The organism is Deltaproteobacteria bacterium (assembly GCA_005879535.1).
Taxonomy (GTDB): domain Bacteria; phylum Myxococcota; class Myxococcia; order Myxococcales; family 40CM-4-68-19; genus 40CM-4-68-19.
Genome location: VBKI01000047.1, coordinates 160,101 through 182,499 on the forward strand (window position 1 = coordinate 160,101; position 22,399 = coordinate 182,499).

25 protein-coding genes are annotated in these 22,399 nt (G+C 68.4%); 7 read left to right on the forward strand and 18 right to left on the reverse strand.

Features of this window, described 5'->3' with window-relative positions; genetic code table 11:
- From E6J58_04355 to E6J58_04380, 6 genes are all read right to left on the reverse strand, one after another.
- On the reverse strand, nt 1-758 hold a 758-nt coding region (locus tag E6J58_04355), incomplete at its 3' end, for a Ku protein (protein ID TMB41071.1).
- A gap of 2 nt (nt 759-760) precedes the next feature.
- The gene (locus E6J58_04360; protein TMB40938.1) at nt 761-1,090 is read right to left on the reverse strand and encodes a hypothetical protein; all 330 of its coding nucleotides are present in this window, start codon (nt 1,088-1,090) and stop codon (nt 761-763) included.
- A gap of 176 nt (nt 1,091-1,266) precedes the next feature.
- Nucleotides 1,267-2,253, reverse strand: coding sequence for a YihY/virulence factor BrkB family protein (locus E6J58_04365; GenBank protein ID TMB40939.1), 987 nt, complete (start codon nt 2,251-2,253; stop codon nt 1,267-1,269).
- Between the two features lie 51 nt (nt 2,254-2,304).
- A complete protein-coding gene (locus E6J58_04370) occupies nt 2,305-2,778 on the reverse strand; it encodes a hypothetical protein (GenBank protein TMB40940.1) in 474 nt (157 codons plus the stop codon).
- Complete coding sequence (locus E6J58_04375; protein ID TMB40941.1) at nt 2,775-4,619, reverse strand: glycoside hydrolase family 15 protein; 1,845 nt, start codon at nt 4,617-4,619, stop codon at nt 2,775-2,777. Before E6J58_04375 ends, E6J58_04370 begins: the two co-directional genes overlap by 4 nt.
- Nucleotides 4,616-6,988: a DUF3536 domain-containing protein gene (locus E6J58_04380; GenBank protein TMB40942.1), complete on the reverse strand. Its 2,373-nt coding sequence runs from the start codon at nt 6,986-6,988 to the stop codon at nt 4,616-4,618. Before E6J58_04380 ends, E6J58_04375 begins: the two co-directional genes overlap by 4 nt.
- Before the next feature lie 129 nt (nt 6,989-7,117).
- On the opposite strand from E6J58_04380, the gene E6J58_04385 reads away from it, so the two are divergent.
- From E6J58_04385 to E6J58_04395, 3 genes are read left to right on the forward strand one after another with little or no spacing between them, the layout of a single operon-like run.
- Nucleotides 7,118-7,603 carry a hemerythrin domain-containing protein gene (locus E6J58_04385; GenBank protein ID TMB40943.1) on the forward strand — a complete coding sequence of 162 codons (486 nt, stop codon included), beginning with the start codon at nt 7,118-7,120 and terminating at the stop codon, nt 7,601-7,603.
- 15 nt (nt 7,604-7,618) lie between these two features.
- Nucleotides 7,619-8,593: a ligase-associated DNA damage response exonuclease gene (locus E6J58_04390; GenBank protein ID TMB41072.1), complete on the forward strand. Its 975-nt coding sequence runs from the start codon at nt 7,619-7,621 to the stop codon at nt 8,591-8,593.
- A 5-nt stretch (nt 8,594-8,598) separates the two neighbouring features.
- The gene (locus E6J58_04395) at nt 8,599-10,203 is read left to right on the forward strand and encodes an ATP-dependent DNA ligase (protein TMB40944.1); all 1,605 of its coding nucleotides are present in this window, start codon (nt 8,599-8,601) and stop codon (nt 10,201-10,203) included.
- A 3-nt stretch (nt 10,204-10,206) separates the two neighbouring features.
- On the opposite strand, the gene E6J58_04400 is transcribed toward E6J58_04395, so the two are convergent.
- From E6J58_04400 to E6J58_04450, 11 genes are read right to left on the reverse strand one after another with little or no spacing between them, the layout of a single operon-like run.
- The gene (locus tag E6J58_04400) at nt 10,207-10,527 is read right to left on the reverse strand and encodes a gas vesicle protein K (protein ID TMB41073.1); all 321 of its coding nucleotides are present in this window, start codon (nt 10,525-10,527) and stop codon (nt 10,207-10,209) included.
- 17 nt (nt 10,528-10,544) lie between these two features.
- Entirely contained in the window at nt 10,545-11,171 is a 627-nt protein-coding gene (locus E6J58_04405) for a hypothetical protein (protein TMB40945.1), read from the reverse strand.
- Complete coding sequence (locus tag E6J58_04410; GenBank protein ID TMB40946.1) at nt 11,168-11,377, reverse strand: gas vesicle protein; 210 nt, start codon at nt 11,375-11,377, stop codon at nt 11,168-11,170. The genes E6J58_04405 and E6J58_04410 overlap by 4 nt, the downstream gene beginning before the upstream one ends.
- On the reverse strand, nt 11,374-12,159 hold the full coding sequence (locus tag E6J58_04415; GenBank protein TMB40947.1) for a GvpL/GvpF family gas vesicle protein: 786 nt from the start codon (nt 12,157-12,159) through the stop codon (nt 11,374-11,376). Before E6J58_04415 ends, E6J58_04410 begins: the two co-directional genes overlap by 4 nt.
- Complete coding sequence (locus tag E6J58_04420; GenBank protein TMB40948.1) at nt 12,156-14,054, reverse strand: ArsA family ATPase; 1,899 nt, start codon at nt 14,052-14,054, stop codon at nt 12,156-12,158. The genes E6J58_04415 and E6J58_04420 overlap by 4 nt, the downstream gene beginning before the upstream one ends.
- Nucleotides 14,054-14,353, reverse strand: a complete 300-nt coding sequence (locus tag E6J58_04425) for a hypothetical protein (GenBank protein ID TMB40949.1) — start codon at nt 14,351-14,353, stop codon at nt 14,054-14,056. The genes E6J58_04420 and E6J58_04425 overlap by 1 nt, the downstream gene beginning before the upstream one ends.
- Before the next feature lie 5 nt (nt 14,354-14,358).
- Nucleotides 14,359-15,267, reverse strand: coding sequence for a GvpL/GvpF family gas vesicle protein (locus E6J58_04430; protein TMB40950.1), 909 nt, complete (start codon nt 15,265-15,267; stop codon nt 14,359-14,361).
- Between the two features lie 3 nt (nt 15,268-15,270).
- Nucleotides 15,271-15,699 carry a response regulator gene (locus tag E6J58_04435; protein ID TMB40951.1) on the reverse strand — a complete coding sequence of 143 codons (429 nt, stop codon included), beginning with the start codon at nt 15,697-15,699 and terminating at the stop codon, nt 15,271-15,273.
- Nucleotides 15,696-17,840 carry a PAS domain-containing sensor histidine kinase gene (locus tag E6J58_04440; protein ID TMB40952.1) on the reverse strand — a complete coding sequence of 715 codons (2,145 nt, stop codon included), beginning with the start codon at nt 17,838-17,840 and terminating at the stop codon, nt 15,696-15,698. Before E6J58_04440 ends, E6J58_04435 begins: the two co-directional genes overlap by 4 nt.
- Nucleotides 17,841-17,843: 3 nt before the next feature.
- Nucleotides 17,844-18,164, reverse strand: coding sequence for a gas vesicle structural protein GvpA (gvpA, locus tag E6J58_04445; protein TMB40953.1), 321 nt, complete (start codon nt 18,162-18,164; stop codon nt 17,844-17,846).
- Nucleotides 18,165-18,182: 18 nt separating this feature from the next.
- Nucleotides 18,183-18,524, reverse strand: a complete 342-nt coding sequence (locus tag E6J58_04450; protein ID TMB40954.1) for a gas vesicle protein — start codon at nt 18,522-18,524, stop codon at nt 18,183-18,185.
- Nucleotides 18,525-18,656: 132 nt separating this feature from the next.
- On the opposite strand from E6J58_04450, the gene E6J58_04455 reads away from it, so the two are divergent.
- Nucleotides 18,657-19,352 carry a DUF2071 domain-containing protein gene (locus tag E6J58_04455; GenBank protein TMB40955.1) on the forward strand — a complete coding sequence of 232 codons (696 nt, stop codon included), beginning with the start codon at nt 18,657-18,659 and terminating at the stop codon, nt 19,350-19,352.
- Nucleotides 19,353-19,388: 36 nt separating this feature from the next.
- The gene (locus E6J58_04460; GenBank protein ID TMB40956.1) at nt 19,389-19,811 is read left to right on the forward strand and encodes a low affinity iron permease family protein; all 423 of its coding nucleotides are present in this window, start codon (nt 19,389-19,391) and stop codon (nt 19,809-19,811) included.
- A 74-nt stretch (nt 19,812-19,885) separates the two neighbouring features.
- On the opposite strand, the gene E6J58_04465 is transcribed toward E6J58_04460, so the two are convergent.
- Nucleotides 19,886-20,521 (reverse strand): UdgX family uracil-DNA binding protein, encoded by a 636-nt coding sequence (locus E6J58_04465; GenBank protein TMB40957.1) that lies wholly within the window; start codon nt 20,519-20,521, stop codon nt 19,886-19,888.
- A gap of 26 nt (nt 20,522-20,547) precedes the next feature.
- Between E6J58_04465 and E6J58_04470 the strand changes: the two genes are divergently transcribed.
- Nucleotides 20,548-21,321 carry a DUF72 domain-containing protein gene (locus tag E6J58_04470; protein ID TMB40958.1) on the forward strand — a complete coding sequence of 258 codons (774 nt, stop codon included), beginning with the start codon at nt 20,548-20,550 and terminating at the stop codon, nt 21,319-21,321.
- Complete coding sequence (locus E6J58_04475) at nt 21,275-22,396, forward strand: methylated-DNA--[protein]-cysteine S-methyltransferase (GenBank protein ID TMB40959.1); 1,122 nt, start codon at nt 21,275-21,277, stop codon at nt 22,394-22,396. The genes E6J58_04470 and E6J58_04475 overlap by 47 nt, the downstream gene beginning before the upstream one ends.
- Nucleotides 22,397-22,399 lie beyond the last annotated feature (3 nt).

Here is a 22,399-nt window from a genome sequence, read left to right on the forward strand (position 1 = left end):
TTCTGCAGCGCGTCCATCAGATTGACGATCTTGCCGCGCGGCTCCTCCGCGGGCTCCTGGGCGACGATCTCCTCGCCCTCCGCCTTGCGCTCGAGCAGGGCGAGGACCTGCTCGCGGTAGTCGTCCTTGTACTTGCGGATGTCGAAGTCGGCGGCGAGCGATCCGATGAGCTGCTCGGCCATCTTCAGCTCCCGCTCGCCGGGCTTCGTGTGGGCGTCGGGAAGCGCTTCGAGCTCGTCCTGGGAGACCACCTCGTCGGCGTAGAGCATGGTGGAGATCGCCAAAGCGTGCTCGAGTGGGCGCACGGCGGCGAGGTACTGCTTGGTGCGCAGGACGAAGCGGGCGATTCCGACCTTGTGCGTCCGCTTCATCGCCTCGACGAGCAGAGCATAAGGCTTCGCCGCGCCGCGGTCGGGCACCAGGTAGTAAGTGCTCTCGTAGTAGATGGGATCGATCTGCGCCAGCTCGACGAAGTCCTCGATCTCGATGGCCTTGTTCGCGCGCGGATTGAACGCTTCGAGCTCCTCGCGGGCGACGGTGACGTAGCGCCCCTTGCTGATCTCGAAGCCCTTGACGATGTGCTCCCAGGCGACTTCTTCGCCGTCGATGCTGCAGACGCGTTTTTGCTGGATCCGGCCGCCGTCCTTGTCGTGGAGCATGTGGAAGCGCACTTCTTTCGGGGAAGTGGCGGAGAACAGCTTCACCGGCACGCTGACCAATCCGAAGCTGATCGATCCGCTCCAGATGGGCCGGGCCATCTCTAGGCGACCTCCTTCGTCGCGCTCTGGGGCAAAGGCTCGAGCGCGCTGGATGCCGGGCGACGCGGCCGGGCCAGCTCCGCGGGATCGACGCCGAAGTATCCGAAGAGGCGCTCCTGGTGCTGGCGCAGTCCCCGGAGCTCGATGCGCTTTCGCGAACCGACCAGGGCGCCGGCGATGATCGCGACGCCGTAGTCGACGAACTCGCTCACCTGCGAGAAGTCGACCACCATGTCTCCCAAGGGTTCCTGCTCGAGGCGCCCGGACAGCTCCCACGCGCACGACGCTTCGAACCTGCCGTTCATCCTGTAGAAGGCGGTACTGCCGATCACTTCTCGCTCCAGGCTGCAGGCTGGCATGGGGAAGGGGCTCCGCTTCATCTGCTCATCGGTGGCGTAGCCGGCAATGCATGGGGACGGGAAGGCACGCCAGCAAGCGGGCGAGCGCTTTCCGACACCCCGAGCGATGTCCGATTTCAGGCAGGTTGCGCGCGGCCGGGATTGCCGATTCAGGCGGGCGACTTGCGCCAGCGCGACCAGAGCCGGCGGCGCGTCCTCTGCGCGGTCTCGGCGTTCTTGGCGGCGCCCGGCGCCGCGATGCTGGGGCGCTCGACCGGCGGCGGAGGCGCTTCGCCCGCGGCGCGCGCTCCGCGCGCCTTTCCCTCCGCGGAGGCGTGCTCGATCACCGCGTTCACCTCGCCGCCGAGGATGAACACGAAGCCGCTGATGTAGAACCAGGTCATCAGCACGATGACCCCGCCGATTGCGCCGTAGGTCTTGTCGTAGCTTGCAAAGTTCTCGGCGTATATCGAGAAGCCCCAGGTGAGCAGCAGCCAGAGCACCGTCCCGAGCAGCGACCCGGGCGTGATGTACCGCCACTCCTGCTTCACGTCGGGCAGGCAGTAATAGAGCAGCGCAAGCACCAGCATCACGCCGGCGGCGGTGATGGGCCAGCGCAGCCAACCCCAGAGCAGCGCCCAGAACTGGTCGACGTGGAGCTTCGCGGCGAGCCAGAGGCCGATGCTGCCGCCCAACGCCAGCACGACGATGGCGATCAGCATCAGGGCGGAGGTGGCGATCGTCACGGCGAGAGCGATGACCTGCACCTTCCACCACGGGCGCGATTCCTTGACGTCGTAGGAGAGATTGAGCGCGGTGCGCAGCGCATCCACGCCGCGCGATGCGCTCCAGAGCGCGAGCACGAGACCGAACGTGAGCAGGTGTGGCCGCTGGCGGGTGGCGAGGTCGGTGAGCTGACCGCGGATGATCTGCATGGCCGCCTCGGGCATCAGCGGATCGAGCCGCGTCATCAGCTGGTCGACGGCGTCCTTCACCGGCAGGTACGCGGCGAGCGTGACCAGCGTGAAGAGGAAGGGGAAGAGGGCAAAGACGAAGTAGTACGAGAGCTGCGCAGCGCGGTCGGTGACAGCGTTGTCGGAGACGCGCTTGCCGACCGTCTTGGCGAACTGCCAAAGGCCCGTTTCCGGCAGGATCATCGCGGGGAACTTAAGTCGCGGATACTTTCCGGGCGGCAGGCAGGGGCTTGGTCACATCCGATACAGCCCGCCGACGGCGACTCCAAAGACGATGTGCGCGATCACCACGGACAGCGGCGTGGTCACGCCATAGTGCAGCGCCATCGGCCCGGGCGGCTCGATCTGCCGCAGCTCTGTCGGGCCCTGGTGCAGGCTCGCCATGCGCGGGTGGATGAAGGGCAGGAGTGGAACGACCACCAGCAGGACGACGACGGCATGCACAAGGCCGATGATCGCTCCGCGCAGCGCGCTGGCCTCGCCCGTGGCCCGGAAGATTGCCACGTACAAGAGCGCGAAGAGCTGGCCGTTGAGGAGGTGGGTGAAGAAGCCGATGACCTTCGCCCGATCGCGCCCCTTCGTGAACGCCGCTCCGAGCAGATACGGGATGCTCATCCGGGAAAGATGAAGCTGCTGCGCGCCTGCCTCCAGCGTGGTCAACAGCACGGTCCCCACGAATCCAGCCAACAGCGAGCTCGTCCAGTTCACGGACGCGCCTCCGGCAATTGGGCCCGCGCGCGCTCGGCTTCCCGCTTGCCGCGCTCCAGGCGGTCGCGCAGGGATAATGCGGCATTGATCAGGCCGACGTGCGTGTACGCCTGTGGAAAGTTTCCCAGCGCGGCGCCGCTGGCAGGGTCGATCTCTTCGGCAAAGAGGCCGACGTCGTTCGCGTACCCGAGCAGCGTGTCGAGCTGCTCCTCCGCCTCGGCCGGCGTTCCGCCGCCGAGCGCGAGGTATTCCGCCGCCCAGAAGCTGCAGATCCCGAATGCGCCTTCCCCGGCGGTGAGCCCGCCGTAGTAGCGCCGGAAGAGGCCCGGAGCGATCTCGAGGCGTTCCCGGATCCTGCCCCAGGTGGACCGCATGCGAGGGGCATCCGCAGGGCAATACCGATACCAGGAAAGGAGCAGCAGGCTGGCGTCGACGTCCGCGCCGGCGAGCGTGCGCGTGTAGCTGTGGAGCTGTTCGCTCCAGCCGAGCGTCTCGACCTCTTCGCGGATGCGGTTGCGCGCAGCGGCGAAGACGTCCACATCCGCCTTCGGCACATGCCCTTTGTCCGCCAGCTCGCAGAGGCGGTCGAGGGCTGACCAGCAGAGGACCCGCGAGTGCGTGAACCTGCGCGGCACGTCGCGGACTTCCCAGATCCCCTCGTCGGGCCGGTCGAAGGAGCGCGCAACTTCGCGGCCGAAGGCGCAGAGCATGTTCGCGGTGGGCCGATCGATCTCGCCTCCGCTGCGGACGAAATGCGCGGCCGCTTCGATGACTTCGCCGTACGTGTCGAGCTGGACCTGCCCCGTGGCGGCATTGCCGATCCGCACCGGCCTTGCGCCTCCGTACCCCCTGAGGTGCTCGAGCGCCGTCTCCCGGCCGGGGCGCCGCCCATACAGGTCGTAGAGCACGTGCAGCTCCGGCAGCGACAAGCTGGTCGCCGTCAGCAGCCAGCTCATGAAGTTCTCCGCCTCCTCGCTGTGCCCGAGGCCGAACAGGGCGCGGGCGGTGAGCGCCGCGTCGCGCAGCCAGCAGAAGCGATAGTCCCAGTTGAGGTCGCCGCCGGGGCGCTCCGGGAGCGAAGTGGTTGGCGCCGCGACGATGGCGCCGGAGGGTGAATACTGCAGCAGCTTGAGCACCAGGGCGCTTCGGACCACCAGGTCCCGGGCGGGCCCGTCGTACTTCGTGCGCGCCGCCCACTCTTGCCAAAGTCGCAGCGCGCGCTCGAGCACTGCCACGCTCCGGTGGCGAGTGGGCGGCGGGAGCACGGCCGGGGCACCGCAGGCATAGGTGAGCGAGAAATGGATCTGTTCGCCTCCGCGAAGCCTGACGCGCGCGCGGCCTTCCGCTCCGAGCGGAGCGTCGGTGAGCAGAGTGACGATCGCGTCGCCACCGCAATCGACGTGCAAGCCGAGCTTTCCCATCGAGCGGATGGGCGCCTTGCGCCTGCCGTAGTCCGGGCGCGGATCGAACACGATCTCGACCTCGACCTCGCCGCGCTCGCAGCGGGCGATCCGGACCACTTCGTGGCCGGGGTGCATGCTCCGTGCCGAGTCGAACCGCGACAGCACCGGCATGAAATCGGTGAGCGCGAGCTCGCCCGAAGCGGTCTGAAAGCGCGTCTCGAGCACATTGGTCTCTCCGAGGTACGCCCGGGTGGAACGAAAGGGCACCCCCGGCGCGACGGAGAACCGGCCGCCGCGCTCCTCGTCGAGGATGGCGGCGAAGATCGACGGGCTGTCGAAGCGCGGCCAGCACAGCCAGTCCAGAGAGCCCGCCCGCGAAATCAACGCCGCGGAACGGCCGTCGCCGACGATGGCATAGTCGGCGATCGGCGTCGTCACGCCGACGCCCGCGCCCGCCGCGCATCGCCGCGAGCGAGCAGGACGGCCTCGTCGAACCAGAGCGCGTGACCGAGGCGGGCGAGCGCCTCCGCGTGAATTCCGAGCCGCACCGCCAGCCCGATCAGGTCGGCCATCTGCAGGGCCGCCTCGCGCCGTCCCGCCAACGCCCGTTCGAAGAGACCGCGGACGGCGGCGAGGAACGGCGGGCGAACGGCCTCGAGGTCGATGCGCGCTCCGAGCCGGCGCGCCAGCTGCGACAGGCCGTCGAGCTCTTCCTGGGCCTGGGACGGTTCGAGCTTGCCCGCCGCCAGGCGCCGGGCGGCGTCCACGGCTTCGTGCGTGACCGCCACGTCGGCAGCCACCTGCAGGGGACGGGGCACCGGCGAATCGATCTCGCGGAGGAAGTCGATCAGCCGCCGGTTCGCCTCGTAGATCTGGAGGTAGTCGCTCTCGTACCGCGCCATCGTTTCCCGCAACAGCCGCCCTGCAACCTCGCGGCGCTCGTCGAGGAAGAGGTCGCGCAGGGTGTACTCGCGGCCAGGGAACTCGCGGTCGATCTCGCGCGACACCTGCGCCAGCGAAAGCCGGTCGAACGACTCGAACAGGCGGTGCTCGGAGCGCGTGAACTTCTCGGGGTCGTAGGGACGGACGCCGCAGCGGAAGTCGGCGCCGGAGAAGTGCAGGACGCAGGTACTGAGATCGATCTGCTCTTGCGTGATCAAGCTCCGTACCTCGATGCGCGCGACGGAAAGCGCCGCCGTCCCGGCGTCCTCGCGGCGGCGGAAGCTGGTCTGGACCTCGTGGCAGAAGATGCGGGCCCTGCGAGGAAAGTCCTCCACCAGGCCGGCGATGGCGTAGTGAGCCGCCACCGTGTCCAGGCTGGCGATGGAAGGCTGCACCTCCTGCTCGTAGACGCGGCGGGCGTCGCCGCGCTCCGGAATGTTGGACGGCGCCTGCTCGAGCGACGCTTTGAAGGACGCCTCCAGCTCCGCGCCGCAGGCTTCCCGGGCAAGCTGCAGCGCACGGGCAGCGTACTTCAGGATCTGCACCGTCTCCAGCCCCGACACTTCGGCGAAGAACCAGCCGCAGCTCGTGTACATGAGCATCGCCTGCCGCTGCATCTCCAGCAGCTGGAGCGCCTTGATCCGCTCCAGAGCGCCCAGGTCCCGGGCCGCATGTCGGGCGACGAAAGCCGCTGCGTTCTTGCGCTCTGGATCGAGGATCACCTCGATGAACTCGTCGCGCGCGAGCCAGGGGTCGCGCAGGAGCCGTCCCGCTTCGCGCTCGTAGAGCACCGCGAGCTCGTCGCGGAGGATGTCGAGCGCGGCGCGGAGCGGGGCGCGCCAGTGCTGCCGCCATCCGGATCTTCCGCTTGTCGAGCAGCCGCAGTCGCTGCGCCAGCGCTCGATTCCGTGCGCGCAGCTCCAGGAGGACCCGTCGAAGATCTCCGCCTCGTGAGCGGGGGGGAACAGCTCCAGCGCCTGCGCCAGGTTCACCAGCTGGATGTCCCCGCGCTTGGAGAGCTTGCGGATCGCCGCAGCGACCACCTCGTCGCCGCCCTTGCGGTGGTGGCCGAACGTCTCACCGTCGACGGCGATCGGTAGCACCTCGTCGTGCTTGCGACCTTCGGAGAAGCCGGCCTCGACCCTCGCCATGAGGTCCTCGCCGCTGCCCAGCGCCTCGCCGAACGCCACCGCGCGCGCGATGGGCCCGTCGTAGAAGAACACCGGAAAATGCGCCCCGGAAGGGAGAGGGATGAGGTATGGCCGCGTCGGATCGAATCGCGCCCCGGCGGCTTCCAGCCACTCGTCGCCCGGGGCCCGCACCCTGCGGCACTGGTACGGCGACAGCACGGTGAACCGGATGCCCTCCTCGTGGAGCGCCTGCAGCGTGCGCAGGTCGGCAGCCGTTTCCGGCAGCCACATCCCTTCCGGCTGGCGTCGAAACCGGTGGCGGAAGTCGCCGACGCCCCAGCGGATCTGCGTGCGCAGGTCGCGCTCGTTGCAGAGCGGGAGGATGGCGTGGTTGTATCCTTGGGCAATGGCGTTGCCGTGCCCCCGTTCCTGGACGCTGCGGACGTCGGCGTCGAGGACGGCGCGGTAGACCTCCGGAGCCTGCCGCTCGAGCCAGGCGAGCAGGGTGGGCCCGAAGTTGAAGGACAGATGGACGTAGTTGTTGACGATGTCGCAGATGCGGCCGCCCTGTGCCTTCAGCCGGGCGGCGCCATTCGGGCCGTAACATTCCGCCGCGATGCGCTCGTTCCAGTCATGGAAGGGAGCGGCGGAGTCCTGGACCTCCACTTCCTCGATCCAGGGGTTCTCCCGCGGCGGCTGATAGAAATGTCCGTGCAGGCATACGGCTCGTTTCATGGTGCGAACGTAGACACTAGGCGCTCAACGGACGAGCAGGGCGGCGAGGAAGCGTTCAGTCGCGCGGGAATTTGCGTACCGCATGTGCAGTCCTCAACTTTCCGCGACGGACCAAAGAGGAGGCGCGCCGTGAACGCGATTGAGCTCTTGAGGACGCAGCACGAAGAAGCGAAGGGGTTGTTCAAGAAGATCGAGAAGGCAGAGGACGACGAGAAGCTGGACCTCTTCGAACAGCTCGCGGACGCGCTCGCGGTGCACGCGACCATCGAGGAGAAGCAGTTCTATCCAGCGACGAAGAACGCGCGCACGGAGGAGCTGCTGCAGGAGGCGGTGGAAGAGCACCTCGCCGCGAAGCGGCTGATCGCGGACCTGCTCGAGATGTCCGTCGACGACCCGCAGTTCGACGCCAAGGTGGCGGTGCTGAAGGAGAACGTCGAGCACCACATCGAGGAAGAGGAGGAGGAGCTCTTCCCCAAGGTGAAGAAGATGCTGAAGGAGGAGGAGCTCGAGGATCTCGGCGTCGTGATGGAGGACATGGCCGAAGACCTCAAGGCTGCCGGCGCCCCGCGCGAGTCCGTGCCCGCGGAGACCGGATCGGCGGCGCCCCTGGAGTAGTCTGCCCGGTGAGTGATCGTCGAATCGGAGCAGGGCCTCTACTGCCCTGAAGGCGGGTTCCACCTCGATCCGCTCCTGCCAGTGGAGCGCGCGGTGCTCACGCATGCGCACGGCGACCACGCGCGCGCGGGGTCCGCCTCCTATCTCTGTACTCCCGAGACCGCCGCCCTGCTGCGCCGCCGGCTGGAGGGTGCCCGCGTCGAGACGCTGCGCTACGGCGAGCGGCGGACGATCGGTGGGGTGACGCTTTCGCTGCATCCCGCCGGGCACATGCTGGGAAGCGCGCAGGCGCGAATCGAGGGCCACTCGGGCATCTGGGTCCTTTCCGGAGATTACAAGCGGGAGCCGGATCCGACCTGCGCTGCGTTCGAGCCGTTGCGCTGCGACGTCTTCATCACCGAGGCGACGTACGCGCTCCCCCTGTTCCGCTGGGACGAGCCCACCTCCGTCGCGCGCGAGATCGTGGCCTGGTGGCAGGGCAACGCGAAGAAGACGTCGATCCTGTTCTGCTACGCGCTGGGCAAGGCGCAGCGTCTGTTGGCGGAGATCGCGCGCATCGACGATCGGCCGGTCTGGGTGCACGGGATGGTCGAGCCGTTCGCACAGGTCTATCGCGAGCAAGGCGTCCGGCTGGCGGAGACGCGGCACGTCGGCGATGAGCGCGGCCTGTTGGGAGAGCTGGTCCTCGCGCCAATCACTGCACGGGGAACGCCCTGGATGAAGCGGTTCCGCAGCTTCGAGCAGGCGTTCGCCTCCGGCCTGCTGCGGATTCGCGGCACCCGGCGGCGACGGGGCTTCGATCGCGGGTTCGTCCTTTCCGATCATGCGGACTGGCCGGGCCTGCTCCGCACCATCCGCGAAACCGGCGCGGAACGGGTCTACGCCATGCATGGGCATCGGGAGGCGCTGGTGCGTTACCTGCGGGAGCTCGCGGCGATCGAAGCCGCTCCCATCGGCGTCGCGCAGCCCGCCGATCCGGAGGGGGACTGATCCCCTTGCGCAACTTCGCCGCCCTCTACGACGCCCTCGACTCGACTACTTCGACCAACGCGAAGGTGGTGGCGATGCAGGCCTACTTTGCGCAGGCCCCCGCCGCCGACGCCGCCTGGGCGCTGTATTTTCTCACCGGCGGACGCCTGAAGCGGCTGATCGCGCCCAGGCTTCTGGCTGCCTGGGGCTGCGAGCGCGCGCGCGTCCCCGGTTGGCTGTTCGAGGAATCATTCGGCGTCGCCGGAGATCTCGCGGAAACGATCGCGTTGCTCGTCGACACCGAGCGCGGCGGCCGGACGGCGAGCCGCGAGCCGCCGGCGCTCTCGCGCCTGATCGAGGACCGGCTCCTCCCGCTCCGCGAAGCGACGGAAGATGAGAAGCGACACGCTGTGCTGGAGCTGTGGGAGGCCCTGGACCGCCGGGAGATCTTCCTTCTCGACAAGCTGCTCACCGGGGAGCTGCGGGTCGGGGTTTCCGGCACGCTCGCCATCCGCGCTCTCGCCCAGCATGCGGGACTGCCGCCCGCCACCGTCGCCCACCGGCTGATGGGTGCCTGGCAGCCGTCCGCCGATGCATTCGCCGCGCTGATTGCGCCGGAGACGGGTTCGGTGGACGTCTCGCGGCCCTATCCATTCTTTCTCGCCTCCCAGCTCGAGGACGATCCCGAGACGCTCGGCGATCCCGCCGAATGGCTGGTGGAATGGAAGTGGGACGGCATCCGCGCCCAGATCGTCCGCCGATCGGGAGGCGTCTTCCTCTGGTCGCGAGGCGAGGAGCTGATCACCGATCGCTTCCCCGACCTCTCCGGCGTCTGGGCGACGCTGCCGGAAGGCACCGTCCTGGACGGCGAAGTGCTTGCATTCTCCGGCGGTGCACCGATGCCGTTTTCCGTCCTCCAACGCCGCATCGGCCGGCAGAAGCTGTCGCCGAAAATCCTCGCCGAGGCTCCCGCGGCGTTCATGGCGTACGACGTGCTCGAGGTCGGTGGCTCCGACGTGCGCAGCCGGGCCCTGCGCGAGCGGCGCGAGCAGCTCGCCAGCCTCGTCCAGGGGCGCAGTGACCGTCTGTCGCTCTCCGCCGCGGTGGAAGGACGAAGCTGGGCGGAGCTGCGCGAGCTTCGCAAACAGGCGCGGGAGCGCGGCGTGGAAGGACTCATGCTCAAGCGCTGGATCTCTCCGTACCGGCACGGCCGCCCGCGGGGCGACTGGTGGAAGTGGAAGATCGAGCCGTACGCGATCGACGCGGTGCTGGTCTACGCGCAGCCCGGCCACGGCCGCCGGGCAACGCTGATGACCGACCTCACGTTCGCGCTCTGGGACGGCGGCGAGCTGGTGCCGGTGGCCAAGGCGTACTCCGGCCTTACCGACGAGGAAATCGATCGCCTCGACCGCTGGATCCGCCAGCACGCCCTCGAGCGGTTCGGACCTGTGCGCGCGGTCGAGCCGGTGCACGTGTTCGAGCTGCACTTCGAGGGAATCGCCGAGAGCACCCGCCACCGCAGCGGAGTCGCCGTCCGTTTCCCCCGCATCGCCCGCTGGCGGACCGACAAGAAGCCGGCGGACGCCGACACACTGCAGACCCTGCGAGCGATGATCCGGGCTCCAAAATAGCCGTCAGATCAGCCGGCCGAGCGGGCCGAGATCGAGGTTCAGGTCCTCCGGCTTCAGCCCGAACCGGCGCGCCAGGTCGTGCACGGTCTCCTCCAGCCGCATCAGCGCCAGGCCGATGGCTTCGGTCTCTTCCGCAGTGAGGGTCCCCGCTTCCATCCTTCGGATGGCCTGCTTCTCCAGAAGCTTGCGCAAGAACTCGATCAGCGCGAGCACGAGACGGGCGACCGACTTCTGTACGTCCTTCGGGTCGGCGTTCCAGCGGGGCGCCTTTTCCGCCCTGCGCTCCACTTCCTTGCGCAGCGCTTCCAGCTCGCGCACCTGCATGGCGACGACGTCCTTCTTCACGGGAGAAGCTCCGGCGCGAACGACCACGCGGGCCAAGGCCCGGTCGCGCTGATTCGCAGCGGCTCGATCCGGGCGGTTTCGACGGCGCGCAGGTACTGCGCGGAGCAGCCGCGGTCGATCAAGTGGTAGACGCTCGCGACCAGACGGGGCTCCGCATGCGCCTCGACCCGCTCGGCCCGGATGAGATCCCCCAGCGCCGTCCGCAGCGGCTCGAGCTCCGGCAGCGCTTTTGCCCGACGGCGCTCGTGGAGGTATCTGGTCCCCGGACCACCCGGCGCGCGAAGGGTCGGCAACGTCCCGTACACGCGCAGCGTCATCTGCTCGCGCCCGCGCACCAGCCGGAGGGCCTCCGCGAGCTCGGTCTCCCGCCCCGCGATCGCCTCGACGAGAGATGCCTCGTCGAGGGCCGTTGCGCCGAACCGCGCGGGCAGACAGGCCTGCGCCGTCTCGGCGATCCGGCGCACCGCGGCTTCATGCGCGCGCAGCGCGTCGGCGGACAGGTCCGGAGGAGCATCGCCGCACACCAACTCGAGGTCGTCCCTTGCGATCACGCGCAGCGGCTCTCCGCGCGCTCCCGACAGGCCGCGAGCTGCTCCCAGCGCGATCGCGTATACCCCGATCACTTTCCCGCCCGTGCGGGCAGCAGCCGATCCGCTGCGCAGAGCAGGGCGTTCAGTCGAAGGTAGACCAGGTCCACTCCGGCGACGCCCAGGATCACCTCTCCCCGCAGCATCACGCCTTTGTTCAGCACGTGATCGATGATCTCCAAGAGCGATGCGTCCGCGCCGTCGACGATGTCCTCCGCCGCGGAGCGCTCCCGCTTCTTCATTTCGGCTCCGGGTCGGTCACGAAGGTATATGCGGGCCAAGGCCCGGTGAGCGTGAGCTGGTAGTCGCGCCCGGCGAGCTTCCTGGTCTCGGTGCGGACCGCGGCCTGGAAAGCTTTCGTCTTCGTCCGCGGGACCAGGAAGGCGGCGTCGAGCAGCACCCGCTTGCCGATCTCGCCCGGGGGCGGCGGCCGGCGGCGAGCGTCCTCCGCCTTCGCCGCGACGCGTTCGAAGACTTCGTCGGCGCGGTTCCGGGCATGCTCGATCACCTCGCGCGCAGCATCGTGCTCCTTCTTCCTCCGCAGCAGGAACGCGGTCCCCGGGGCGTCGGAGGCGACCGTCTGCGCGTCTTCGCGCGCGCGGCGCAGGGCGGCCACCTCGTCGAGCAGCACCCGCAGCCCCCACTCCTCGCGCCCGCCGATTCGCTCGATCAGCCGATCGATGCGCTTGCGCTGACCTTTGACGTGCTCCAGCGCCCGCTCGTCGGTGCGAAAGAGCGTGAAGAGCTTCATCGGGACCACGGCGGTTCCGTTCTTCGCCAGGTGCTCGACGATGGCCTCGTGGGGAACGGCTACGGACGACACCCAGGCGAGGTCCTTCAGGCCGCGCTCGATCGCCTTCTCGCCGTATTGCCCGAGCGGAGCGTCCGCCGCAACCAGCCAGAGGCCGTCTCCGGCGTCGATCGCACGCGGGCGCCCGGCGCCCGGCAGCCCTGCCGGAGCATCGCGCAAGGATGGCTCCCTGGGCGAGTGCACGAGGCAGTAGAGATAGGTGGCGGTGCTCATTCCATTCTCTTCCAGGTCCGTGCGAAGCGCGCCAGCGCAGCGGCGCCCTGCGGCGCGGGTGCGATCCGCGGGGCCGCCAGCATAGCGCAGCCCCGGCAGATCCGACGAAGCCTCTCGATTTCCCGCTCTTCGTCGGCCGCTGCCCGGTTGCAGCGGGAGCAGCCCTGTGGGGTCCGCGCATTCACCAGCAAGGCGGGCGCGGCAATGCGCAGCTTCTTGAGATTTGTCAGAAGGCGGGCTGTCTCCAGGCGGGGAAGTGCCGCGCCCCGGGTCACCGGAACGAACCGGCAGCGGGCCGGATCCTGCAAGAGCTCCTGCAGCTCGCGAAGCTCGCGCGCGGTGTCGGTCAGGTCGCGTGCCAGATCGCCGAGGCCGGTGACACGGCGGTACTTGAGCTGGATCTGGAGCAGAACCTGGACCCATTCGCGCGCCTTCGCCGAGAGCTCGAGCAGCCGCAACGCATGTCCGGTGGGGGCTGTGTCCACCACCACCAGGCGGTAGCCCTGCAGCGCCTCGATGACGGCGAGAAGCGCGAGCACTTCGTCGAGGCCCGGCGGGCTCAGATCGATCAGGTCCTCCATCACCGCCCGGTCATACGGCGCGTCGAAGGATGAGCCGCCGCGAAGCGTCGCAAACAGCTCCTCGACGGCGGCCCGATACTGTCCCCGCCGCCGTTCGAACATGCGCCCGGCGTCGAGCTCGCGCGCCCGGAGACCCGGCTCGACTTCGAGCTCGGCGTCGCCCACCGGCATCTGCAACACGTCGGCGAGGGAATGTGCGGGATCGGTGGACAGCAGCAGCACGGGACCGCCGCGCCGGGCGATGGAAATGGCAGCCGCGGAGGCCACCGTGGTCTTCCCCACCCCGCCCTTGCCGCCGAAGAACAGGAGCCGGATCCCGGCCGGCGCCAGCTCGTCGAGCGCTGCGAGGAACGGCTCTTGCGCTTCGGGAGCCTTCCTGCCGTCACTCTTCAGGGGATCCGACCGGATCGCATCGCGCCGCAGGGGCTTTTCCAGCGCCCGGCCCAGGCGAGCGAGATCGTGCAGCCCGCGCGGCTCGTGATCCTCTTCCGGGACGCCGTACAAAGGGCCTCCGAGGCCGCGCGCCGCTTCGACCATTCGGGCCTCCTCTGCGCGGCGCGCGGCGCAGAGCCGGCAGCGCCGGTCGGGCCGCGGCGTGAGTCGGTTGACGATGACCCGCGCGACCCGCATGCCGGCCTCGTGAAGAGCGGAAACGCCATCCCGCGACTCGGCCAGCGAGAGCGGTTCCGCGACGGTGATCCAATGGACCTCCGCGTCGTCCGACTCGAGCAGGGCCCGAAGCGACGCCGCTTCCTCCCGCAGCTCGTCGATCACGGTGTCTTCAGCGTCGCGCCGGACGCTGCCGCGCAGCGATCGCGCCATCGCGCGGTGCTTGCCCTGCAGATCGTCGAGCACCTCGGCGAGCTTCGCCAAGGTCGCGGGCATGGCCAGCAGCCGGAGGGTGTGGCCCGTCGGCGCCGTATCCACCACGACTTCCTCGAATCCACGCGCCAGCCGGCGCAGCTCCACCAACCCCACCAGCTCGTCGACGCCGGGCAGCGAAAGGCGGAACAGGGAATCGATGTCTTCGTCGTCGAGATACGTGCCGCGCGACGCGATCACCCGGAACGACCGCGCGCGGGCGCGGAGCCAGCGCGACAGCGCCCGGTCCGCGTCCAGCTGGACCGCGAACAGATTGCCGCGCATCCGGCGCGGCGACGCGGAGAGTCGCGCGTCCAGCGCGTCGGCGAGGGAATGGGCAGGATCGGTCGACACCACGAGGGTGCGCGCCCTTCGCCGCGACAGCGCGATCGCGGCGGCGGAGGCGCAGGTCGTCTTCCCCACGCCGCCCTTGCCCGCGTAGAAGCGGAACATCACTCGTGCTCGAAGTCCGCCGTCGCCTCGACCCCGGTGACCTTGAAGTCGCCGGGCTTCATGGGCTGGCCCGCCTCGCCGAGCTGGCGCGCGCGGATCTCGCGCAGCCGCGCCAGCACGTCGGCTTCGAAGCGGGCGAACTCCTCCTGCGTCAGCTCGCCCAACTCGAGCCGCATCTGGGCAGCGAGTAGCTCTTCGCGCAGGCGGGAATCGTCGTTCAGCTCGGCATCGACCGCCGCGGCGATCTTGCCGAGCACGAAACGGATTCCCCCGACCAGCATGCGGTCGACGATCAGCAAACCGGCTACTTCTCCTTCGCCCGCTCGAGCTTCAGGCGGATGTTGACGAAGTTGTACGGCGGCCACGGTCCCGTGTACTTGAAGGTCAGCTTGTCGAAGCGGGCGCCGATCTCCTTCACCCGCTGGTCGAACGCCTGCTCCTTGTCGCGCGAGACCAGGAAGGCGGCGTTCATGATCATCTTGTCGCCGATGGGCTTGTTGGCGCGGGAGGCGACGGCGACGTCGCGCAGGGCCTCGAAGATCTCCGCCACGTACTTCTCCGAGTGCGCCTGCAGCGCGGCATCCACCAGCCGCCCGTACTGCATGCGCGCGAAGTAGGTGGAGCCCTTCTGAGCCGAGATCTCCTGCTTCAGGCGCCGCACGTCCTCGTCCTGGTTCTCGATCTCGCGCACCATCACGTCGCGGTCCCAGAGGATCTTGAGGCCGAACTCGAGCTTGTCCTGCATCTTGTCGAGCACGTCGTGGAAGGCATCGTAGGCGGAGCGGAGCAGCTCGACGATGTCGTCGCGCGTCTTGAACACGGTGCCGAAGCTCATCGGGATCACTGTGTGCTTGCGCATCACCGTCTCGTTGACCCGCTCGTGGGCGAGCACGTTCTCCCGGGTGGGGTCGTGCACCTCGATGGGCGTGTCGCTCACCACCGCGGCGATGTCGCGGTAGTTCACGGTGTGCACTTCGGCAGGGTCGGCGCCGATCCCCAGGGGGCCGAAGCGAAGCGGTTCGGTCGCCTGGATGATGCAGTAGACATACTTGCCGCGGCCGTCGGACTGCTGCCGCAGGTTGCCGTTGCCGTTCTGCGGCTCCGCGCGCGGCGGAGTGCTCTTCGCTCGCGCCGCGGCGGGCGCCTTTCCTGCCTTCTTCGCGGCAGGCAGCGCCTTCTTTGCGGCCCTCTTCGTCTTCTCGACTGACGGCATGACTTACCTGGCTCCCTTCGCCTTTCCGGGTGCTGACTTCCCACCCTCCAGCATCCTGCGGATCTCGGCGACCAACTGGTCCGGCAGGCACGGCTTGGCGAGGAACGAGTCGCAACCCGCTTCCTTCGCGCCCTTGGAATGCCCGGCAAGCGCGTGTCCCGTCAGCGCCACGATCGGGATCCGGCGGGTTCGCTCGTCGGCCTTCAGCTGCCGGGTCGCTTCCCAGCCGTCCATCACCGGCAGGGAAAGGTCCATGATGATGATGTCCGGCAGCCGCTCGTGCGCGGCCTCGACGGCCTCGATTCCGTTCTTCGCCTCGATGACTTCATATCCCGAGAACGCGAGGTACTCGGAGTACATCTCGCGGTTGTCGGCAAAGTCGTCGACCACCAGCACGATCGACTTGCGCCGGGATGCGCCAGCCGCGGTCATCGCTTCCCCCTGCGCGGGATCACGAGCGTGAAGCTGGAGCCCGCGCCGACGTTCGAGACGAGCTCGATGCGTCCATCCAGCATCTTCGCCAGGCGGCGGCAGATGGCAAGCCCGAGGCCCGCGCCCCCGTATTCGCGGGTCACCGAATTGTCCGCCTGCCGGAAGTCCTCGAATACCCTGTCGTGATCTTGCGGCGCAATGCCGATGCCGGTGTCCTCCACCGCGATGCGCACCTCGCGCCGCTCCTCGTCGCCGCGCACGATCACCTTGACGTGCCCGAGCGGAGTGAACTTGATGGCGTTGGTGAGCAGGTTGAGGACGATCTGCTTCACCTTCTGCCGATCGGACCAGGCCGGCTGGAGCCCGGGCTGCAAGTCCGTGAGCACCTGCAGCCGCGCCTTCTGGATCAGAGGCTCGACCTCGGCGAGAAGCTCTCCGACCAGGGCGGCCATCTCGACCTCCTCGAGGTGGAGCGGCATCTTTCCTGCCTCGATGCGGCTGATGTCGAGGATGTCGTTGATGATGGAGAGCAGGTGGCGGGCGTTGGAGTCCACCCGCAACATCTTGTTCTTCTGCGGGGGAGACATGTCGCCCGAGACACCCTGAAGCAGCATGCTGGTGTAACCGAGGATGGCATTGAGGGGCGTGCGGAACTCGTGCGACATGTTGGCGAGGAACTGGCTCTTGAGCTGGGAGGCCTGCTCCAGCTCGAAATGCTGCCGCTGCAACAGCTCGTTGCGCCGCACCAGCTCGCCGGTGGCCTCGCGGACCTTCTCTTCCAGCTGCTCGCTGGCGGCCTTGACCTGCTCGTACAGGCGGGCCTTCTCCAGCGCCTCGGTGCGATCGTGGAGGATGGTGACCACGGCCGTGACCTCCCCGTGCTCGCTGAGCACCTTGCCCGCCACCGCTTCCACCGGCAGCGCCTGCAACGTGGAGGGATCGATGAGGGAGATCTCGCCGCGCCAACGCAGCCCCTTGCCGGTGAGGAACAGGTTGGAGACGAAGGAGGAGAAGTGGGCGTCGTTGCTGCGCACGGCGCGCTCCGCCTCCGCGGTCTCGTCCGATTCCGGGGCCGTGAACAGGCGCTCGGCGGGCGAGTTCATCAGCAGGATCTTTCCCGACGGATCGGTGACGAGGATGGGGTCGGCGACCGAATCGATGATCAGGTCCAGCCGGTCGCGCTCGGCGCGCACGTCCGCTTCCGCCACCTTCAGACGCCGGTAGTTCTCCTCGATCTGCTCGGTGGCGGCGCGCAGGTCCGTGACGTTCCGCAGGATGGAGACCACGCAGGTCCCCTCGCGCGGGTGCTGCACCACCGACGAAAGCAGCTCGAAGAGGAGGTCGGATCCCTCGGAGGGTGAAACCAGCAGCAGCTCGCGCCGGGTCGCGCCCGACTCGATCGCCTGCTGCGAGAGCGCCGCAGAGAAGAGCATGTTGTTCAGCGCCACCGCGCGATGCCGGCCCTCGCTCTCTCCCTCCTTGGTGGAGAAGAGCGCGTCCGCCCGCGCGTTCGAGATGATCATCCGGCCTTCCGGCTCGGTGAGCAGGATGGGATCCGGCGAGGCGTTGATGATGTTCAGCAAGAGCTCGCGCTCGCGCTGCAGCCGGTGCTCGCTTTCGAGGATGGCCGCGGTGGCGCGCAGGCGAGCGATCTTCTGTCCGAGCAGCTCGGCCGCCCACTTCGCTTCCGGCTCGCAGCGAGCGGGACTCACGAGCAAAAGGCCCTGCCGCGCTTCCCGTTTCTCGGAGAGCGGAAGCGGGATGGCGACGAAGTCGCCCCGCCATGGATCAGCCCCGTTGCGCCGGCCTTCCTTGCCGATCATCACCGCCTCGCGGCCCGCGAGCGCGAATACGAGGGGATGCTCGGGGTTCTCCATCGCGAGATGCAGGGTCTCGATCTGTCCCGCGGGGACGCCGCTCGCCGCGACGTGCTGCACGGTCCCCGACCCGGCCTCGATCAGCGCGCAGACGGCTTTGCGGGCGCCGATGCGCTCCGCCAGCCAGTCGACCGTCGCGCGCGCGCATTCCACCGGCTCCTCGCTGAAGAGCAGAAGCTCCGCCAACGCAAGCCTCGCCGCCGACGCCGCCTCGCGCGGCGTCTCGGTGCCGGAGCGTGACTGCGTCGGGACCGCTGCCCCCATCGATTACTCGGTGCGCCGCCGCCGCCGCTCGGTGACGCCGGACGCGGAGGCAAGCTGTGCCTTGAGCGATGCGTTCTCGGCGAGCAGCGCTTCGTGCGTCTTGCTGTCGATCCCCTTCGGGGCGATGGCAGGCGCCTGGCCTACCGCCTCGGAGTACTTGAGGTAGGTGTCGATCGACGCGACGACCACGCGCGCTTCCACGGTGATCAGGTCGATGCCGACGAGCGAGACGCGAACCCAGGCGTCGATGACGATGCCCTTGTCCAGTACGCGATCGAGGACGTCGATGAGACTGGTACCGCCCGAAGCTCTTTCAACCGGCATTGTCTCGCTCCTTCTCGTCTACGTCCTGTTGCGCGCGGCGCGCTTCGCCGCTGGGGTCGAGCGCGTCAGGGATTCGACCTTGCGCTCGAGCAGCCGCACCTGCTCGCGAAGCTGCTCTCGCTCCAGCTCGACTTGCTTGCGCCCGGGAGCGAGGTGCTGGTCGTAACGCCACCAGTCGAGGCCGATCTGCTGCGCCTTGTCGATGGAACAGATGATCAGCCGCACGCGGATCGTCAGCAATTCGACTTCCGCGAGCGACACCTTGATGTCGCCGGCGATCACCAGCCCTTTGTCCAGGACGCGGTCGAGGACGTCGACGAGGCCGCTGCTGCTTCGTACAGGCTGAAGTTCGGATCCCATGGGCGCATTCCCTTGTAGATCGATGACCGGGCCTTGGAGCAAGCCGTCAACAATACCGACAGTAAAATGGACAGCCCTGCGTTTGTTCGTGAACACTTCGGCAATTCCGTCCGTTCCAGGCGGCTGTAGCGCATGGTCTTACATGCACCGACACGGGCAGGATCGGTGATCGTCGGCTACCAGGACTGGCGCGATCTGCTCTTCATCCATTGGCGCGTCCCGGCGGCGGAGATCGCGCCGCTCGTGCACCCGCGCCTCTCCGTCGACGAACGGGACGGCACCGGCTGGGTCTCCATGACGCCGTTCACGCTGCGCAACGGGCGACTGCGGGGGTTGCCACCGTTGCCCGATTTCCACGAGCTGAACTTCCGTACCTACGTGACGCATCCACGGCACGGGCCGGGGATCTGGTTCTTCAGCCTGGATGCCGCGAACGGGCTCGCCGTCGCCGCAGCGCGGCTCTCGGTGCGGTTGCCCTATTTTCCAGCGCGTATGGAGCGGGGCGAGGGCTGGTATCGCAGCGAGCGGACCATGGGCCGCGGCCGATTCGAAGCACGCTTCTCGATCGGACCGGGTCGCGGACGCGCGGCGCCGGGCTCATTGGAGGCATTCCTGGTCGAGCGATACCGGCTGTACTCGCGCGCCCTAGGGCCCGTGCTCTGGCATGGCCCGGTGCGCCACGAGCCGTGGTCCCTCGCCGACGCGGACGTCGCAGAGCTGAACGAGGATCTTTCGGCCGCCGCGGGGATGCGCCCGCTCGGTCGCCCTCACTCCTGCCAATGGTCCCCTGGCGTCTCGGTGGCGTTCGAGCACTTCCGACCCGTATAGCCTTGCGAATGTACGGGCGGCATCCATTTTCGATAGATGGAGGACGTGCCACGCGAGAGCTGGTTCCGTGCATTCGCCTGCGCCGTGGCGAACGCCGTCGGCACGCACTGGGCGTTCTTGACCGCGTTCGCCGTCGTTCTCGTCTGGTTGGTGACAGGGCCTCTGTTCAACTTCTCCGACTCCTGGCAGCTCGTCATCAACACGGGCACGACCATCGTCACGTTCCTGATGGTGTTCCTCATCCAGGCCACGCAGAACCGCGACGGCAAGGCGATCCAGCTCAAGCTCGACGAGCTGATCCGGGCGCAGCAGTCCGCGCGGAACGTCTTCGCCGATCTCGAGCATGCGACCGAGGACGAGCTGCGCGAATTCGAGGCGGAGTTCAAGGCGCTTCGCGCGCGAGGCCTTACCCAGAAGAAAGCCGCCCGCGCCGCCGCGGCCAAGGCAACGCAAGACTGACGCACGTGCGTTTTGTGTACCTGCGTTCTCCCGCCGCCGACGGCGTCACAGAGAACGGGTAAACACTCAAAGAGTCAGTGCTGGAGGAGCGGCGCAATATGTCGGAGGTCGCGGATGAGGAGGTCCATTTCGCGATGGCGAGTCTCTTCATCCGGCGCTCGCAGAATCGACGAGGGATGAACGGTGGCCATGATGGCGCGCACCAGCTCGTGTTGCAGGATCTCGCCGCGCATCTGCGTGACCTTGAACGACTTCCCCAGCAGCGCCTGCGCCGCCGTCGCGCCGAGACAGACCAGCACGTCCGGTTTCAACACCGCCAGCTCCGCCTCGAGCCATGGGCGGCAGGCGGCGATCTCGCGGGCGTTGGGCTTCTCGTGCAGCCGCCGCTTCCCTCGCGGCGTCCACTTGAAGTGCTTCACGACGTTCGTGACGTACACCAGCTTGCGATCGATTCCAGCTTCCTCGAGGGCGCGATCGAGGAGCTTGCCTGCCGGGCCGACGAACGGGCGCCCGATCTTGTCCTCGCTGTCCCCGGGCTGCTCGCCGAGGAAGATTGCGCGCGCCTCGGAAAGACCCTCACCGAACACGGTCTGGGTGCCGGTCCGATAGAGCGGACAGGCGGTACAGCCGGCGGCGGCCGCCCGCAGCTTGTCGAGGGTCGGGCGTTCTGGCACGAGCGGGGCGGCGGTCTCGAGGACGGCGTGCGCCATGCCGGAAAGCTACGCACCTTCGGGACGTGATCCATCTCGGCACCAGCGGCTTCGTCTACGACGACTGGCGCAACCTCTTCTATCCGAAGGGACTACCGACCAGGCAATGGCTCGACCACTATTCGCGGGTCTTCTCCACGGTCGAGCTGAACGCGACCTTCTACCGGCTGCCGACCGCGAGCACCGTGGACGGCTGGCGCCAAGGAACGCCGCGCGGATTCCGCTTCGCGGCCAAGGGAAGCCGGTACCTCACGCACATGAAGCGCCTGACGGATCCGGGCCCCGGCATCAAGAGGTATTTCGATCTCATCCTCGGGCTCGGAAAGAAGCTCTCCGTCGTCCTCTGGCAGCTGCCGCCGCAGATGAACAAGGCGGACCCCGATCGCCTGGAGCAATTCCTCGAGAAGCTGCCGCAGGGCAGCCTCCGCCACGCCGTGGAGTTTCGCAGTCCGGCCTGGTACGTCGGCGACGTCTGCGAGGTGCTCGAGGCGCACCGGGCCGCGTTCTGCGAGCACGATCTCGTTCGGCTGCGCCCGCCGCGGATCACCGGCGGGTTCCGCTACCTGAGATTTCACGGCGCCACCGGCAAGTATCGCGGCCGATACGGCAAGCGGGCCCTGCGGCCGTTTGCCCGCGACCTGCTGGCGTGGCGCGGCGACGCCTACGTCTACTTCAACAACGACCATTTCGGTCACGCCATCCGCGACGCGCTGGACCTCAGCGATCTGCTCGGCGACCCGCTACACTGCGGCGATGCTGTTCGAGACCCGCGCAGGAGCCGTCCGGCTGCGGTGGAATGACCGCGGCCTCACCGCCATCGAGATGCCCGAGTTGCCGCCGCGCGAGCTCCGCGCCCAGCTCGGCCGCCAGAACGGGAAGGACGCGCCGGAATTCGTGCAGGACGCTGTGCGCCTGCTGAAGCGGCATCTCGCGGGCGAGTCGCAGGACCTCGCCGCCCTGCCGCTCGATCTTTCCGTGCTCGCTCCCTTCCAGCGCTCCGTCTACGAAAAGGTCCGCGCGCTGCCGCCCGGGCGCACGGCAAGCTACGGCGAGATCGCCGCCATGCTGGGAAAACCGGGCGCATCCCGCGCCGTCGGACAGGCCCTGGGGCGCAACCCGTTCCTCGTTGCCGTTCCTTGCCACCGGGTCCTCGCCGCCGGCGGCGCGCCCGGAGGTTTCTCCGCCGAGGGAGGCCTGTTCGCCAAGCAGCGTCTGCTCGCGCTCGAAGGCGTGACGCTGGCCGTCGATCACGGATTGCCGTTCGACCCGCTCGCAGCGGTGGAGCACCTGCGCGCCCGCGATCGGCGCCTGGCGAAGTTCGTCGAAAAGATCGGCCCCTTCCGGCTGCGACCTGCCGAGCTCCAGAGCCCCTTCGAGGCCCTCCTCGAATCGATCGTGTACCAGCAGCTCACGGGCAAGGCGGCGTCGACCATCCTCGCCCGTGTGCTCGCGCTCTTCCACCCGCGGCGCTACCCGCGCGCGCAGGACGTCGCGGAGATCTCCGAAGAGAAGCTGCGCAGCGCTGGCCTCTCGCGATCGAAGGCGGCGGCCCTGAAGGACCTCGCAGCGAAGACGCTCGACGGCACGGTGCCCGGCACGGCGCGGGCGCTGGAGAAGCTTTCGGACGCGGAGATCGTGGAGCGGCTCACGGCGGTGCGGGGGATCGGGCCGTGGACGGTGGAAATGCTGCTCATCTTCCGGCTGGCACGGCCGGACGTGCTCCCGGCGACGGACTACGGAGTGCGGAAGGGTTTTGCCCGCGTGCGCGGGGCGAGCGAGCTTCCCGCTCCCAAGGAGCTCCTCGCCTATGGAGAACGCTGGCGCCCTTACCGCAGCGTCGCGAGCTGGTACCTCTGGCGCGTGCTCGACCTCTGAGAG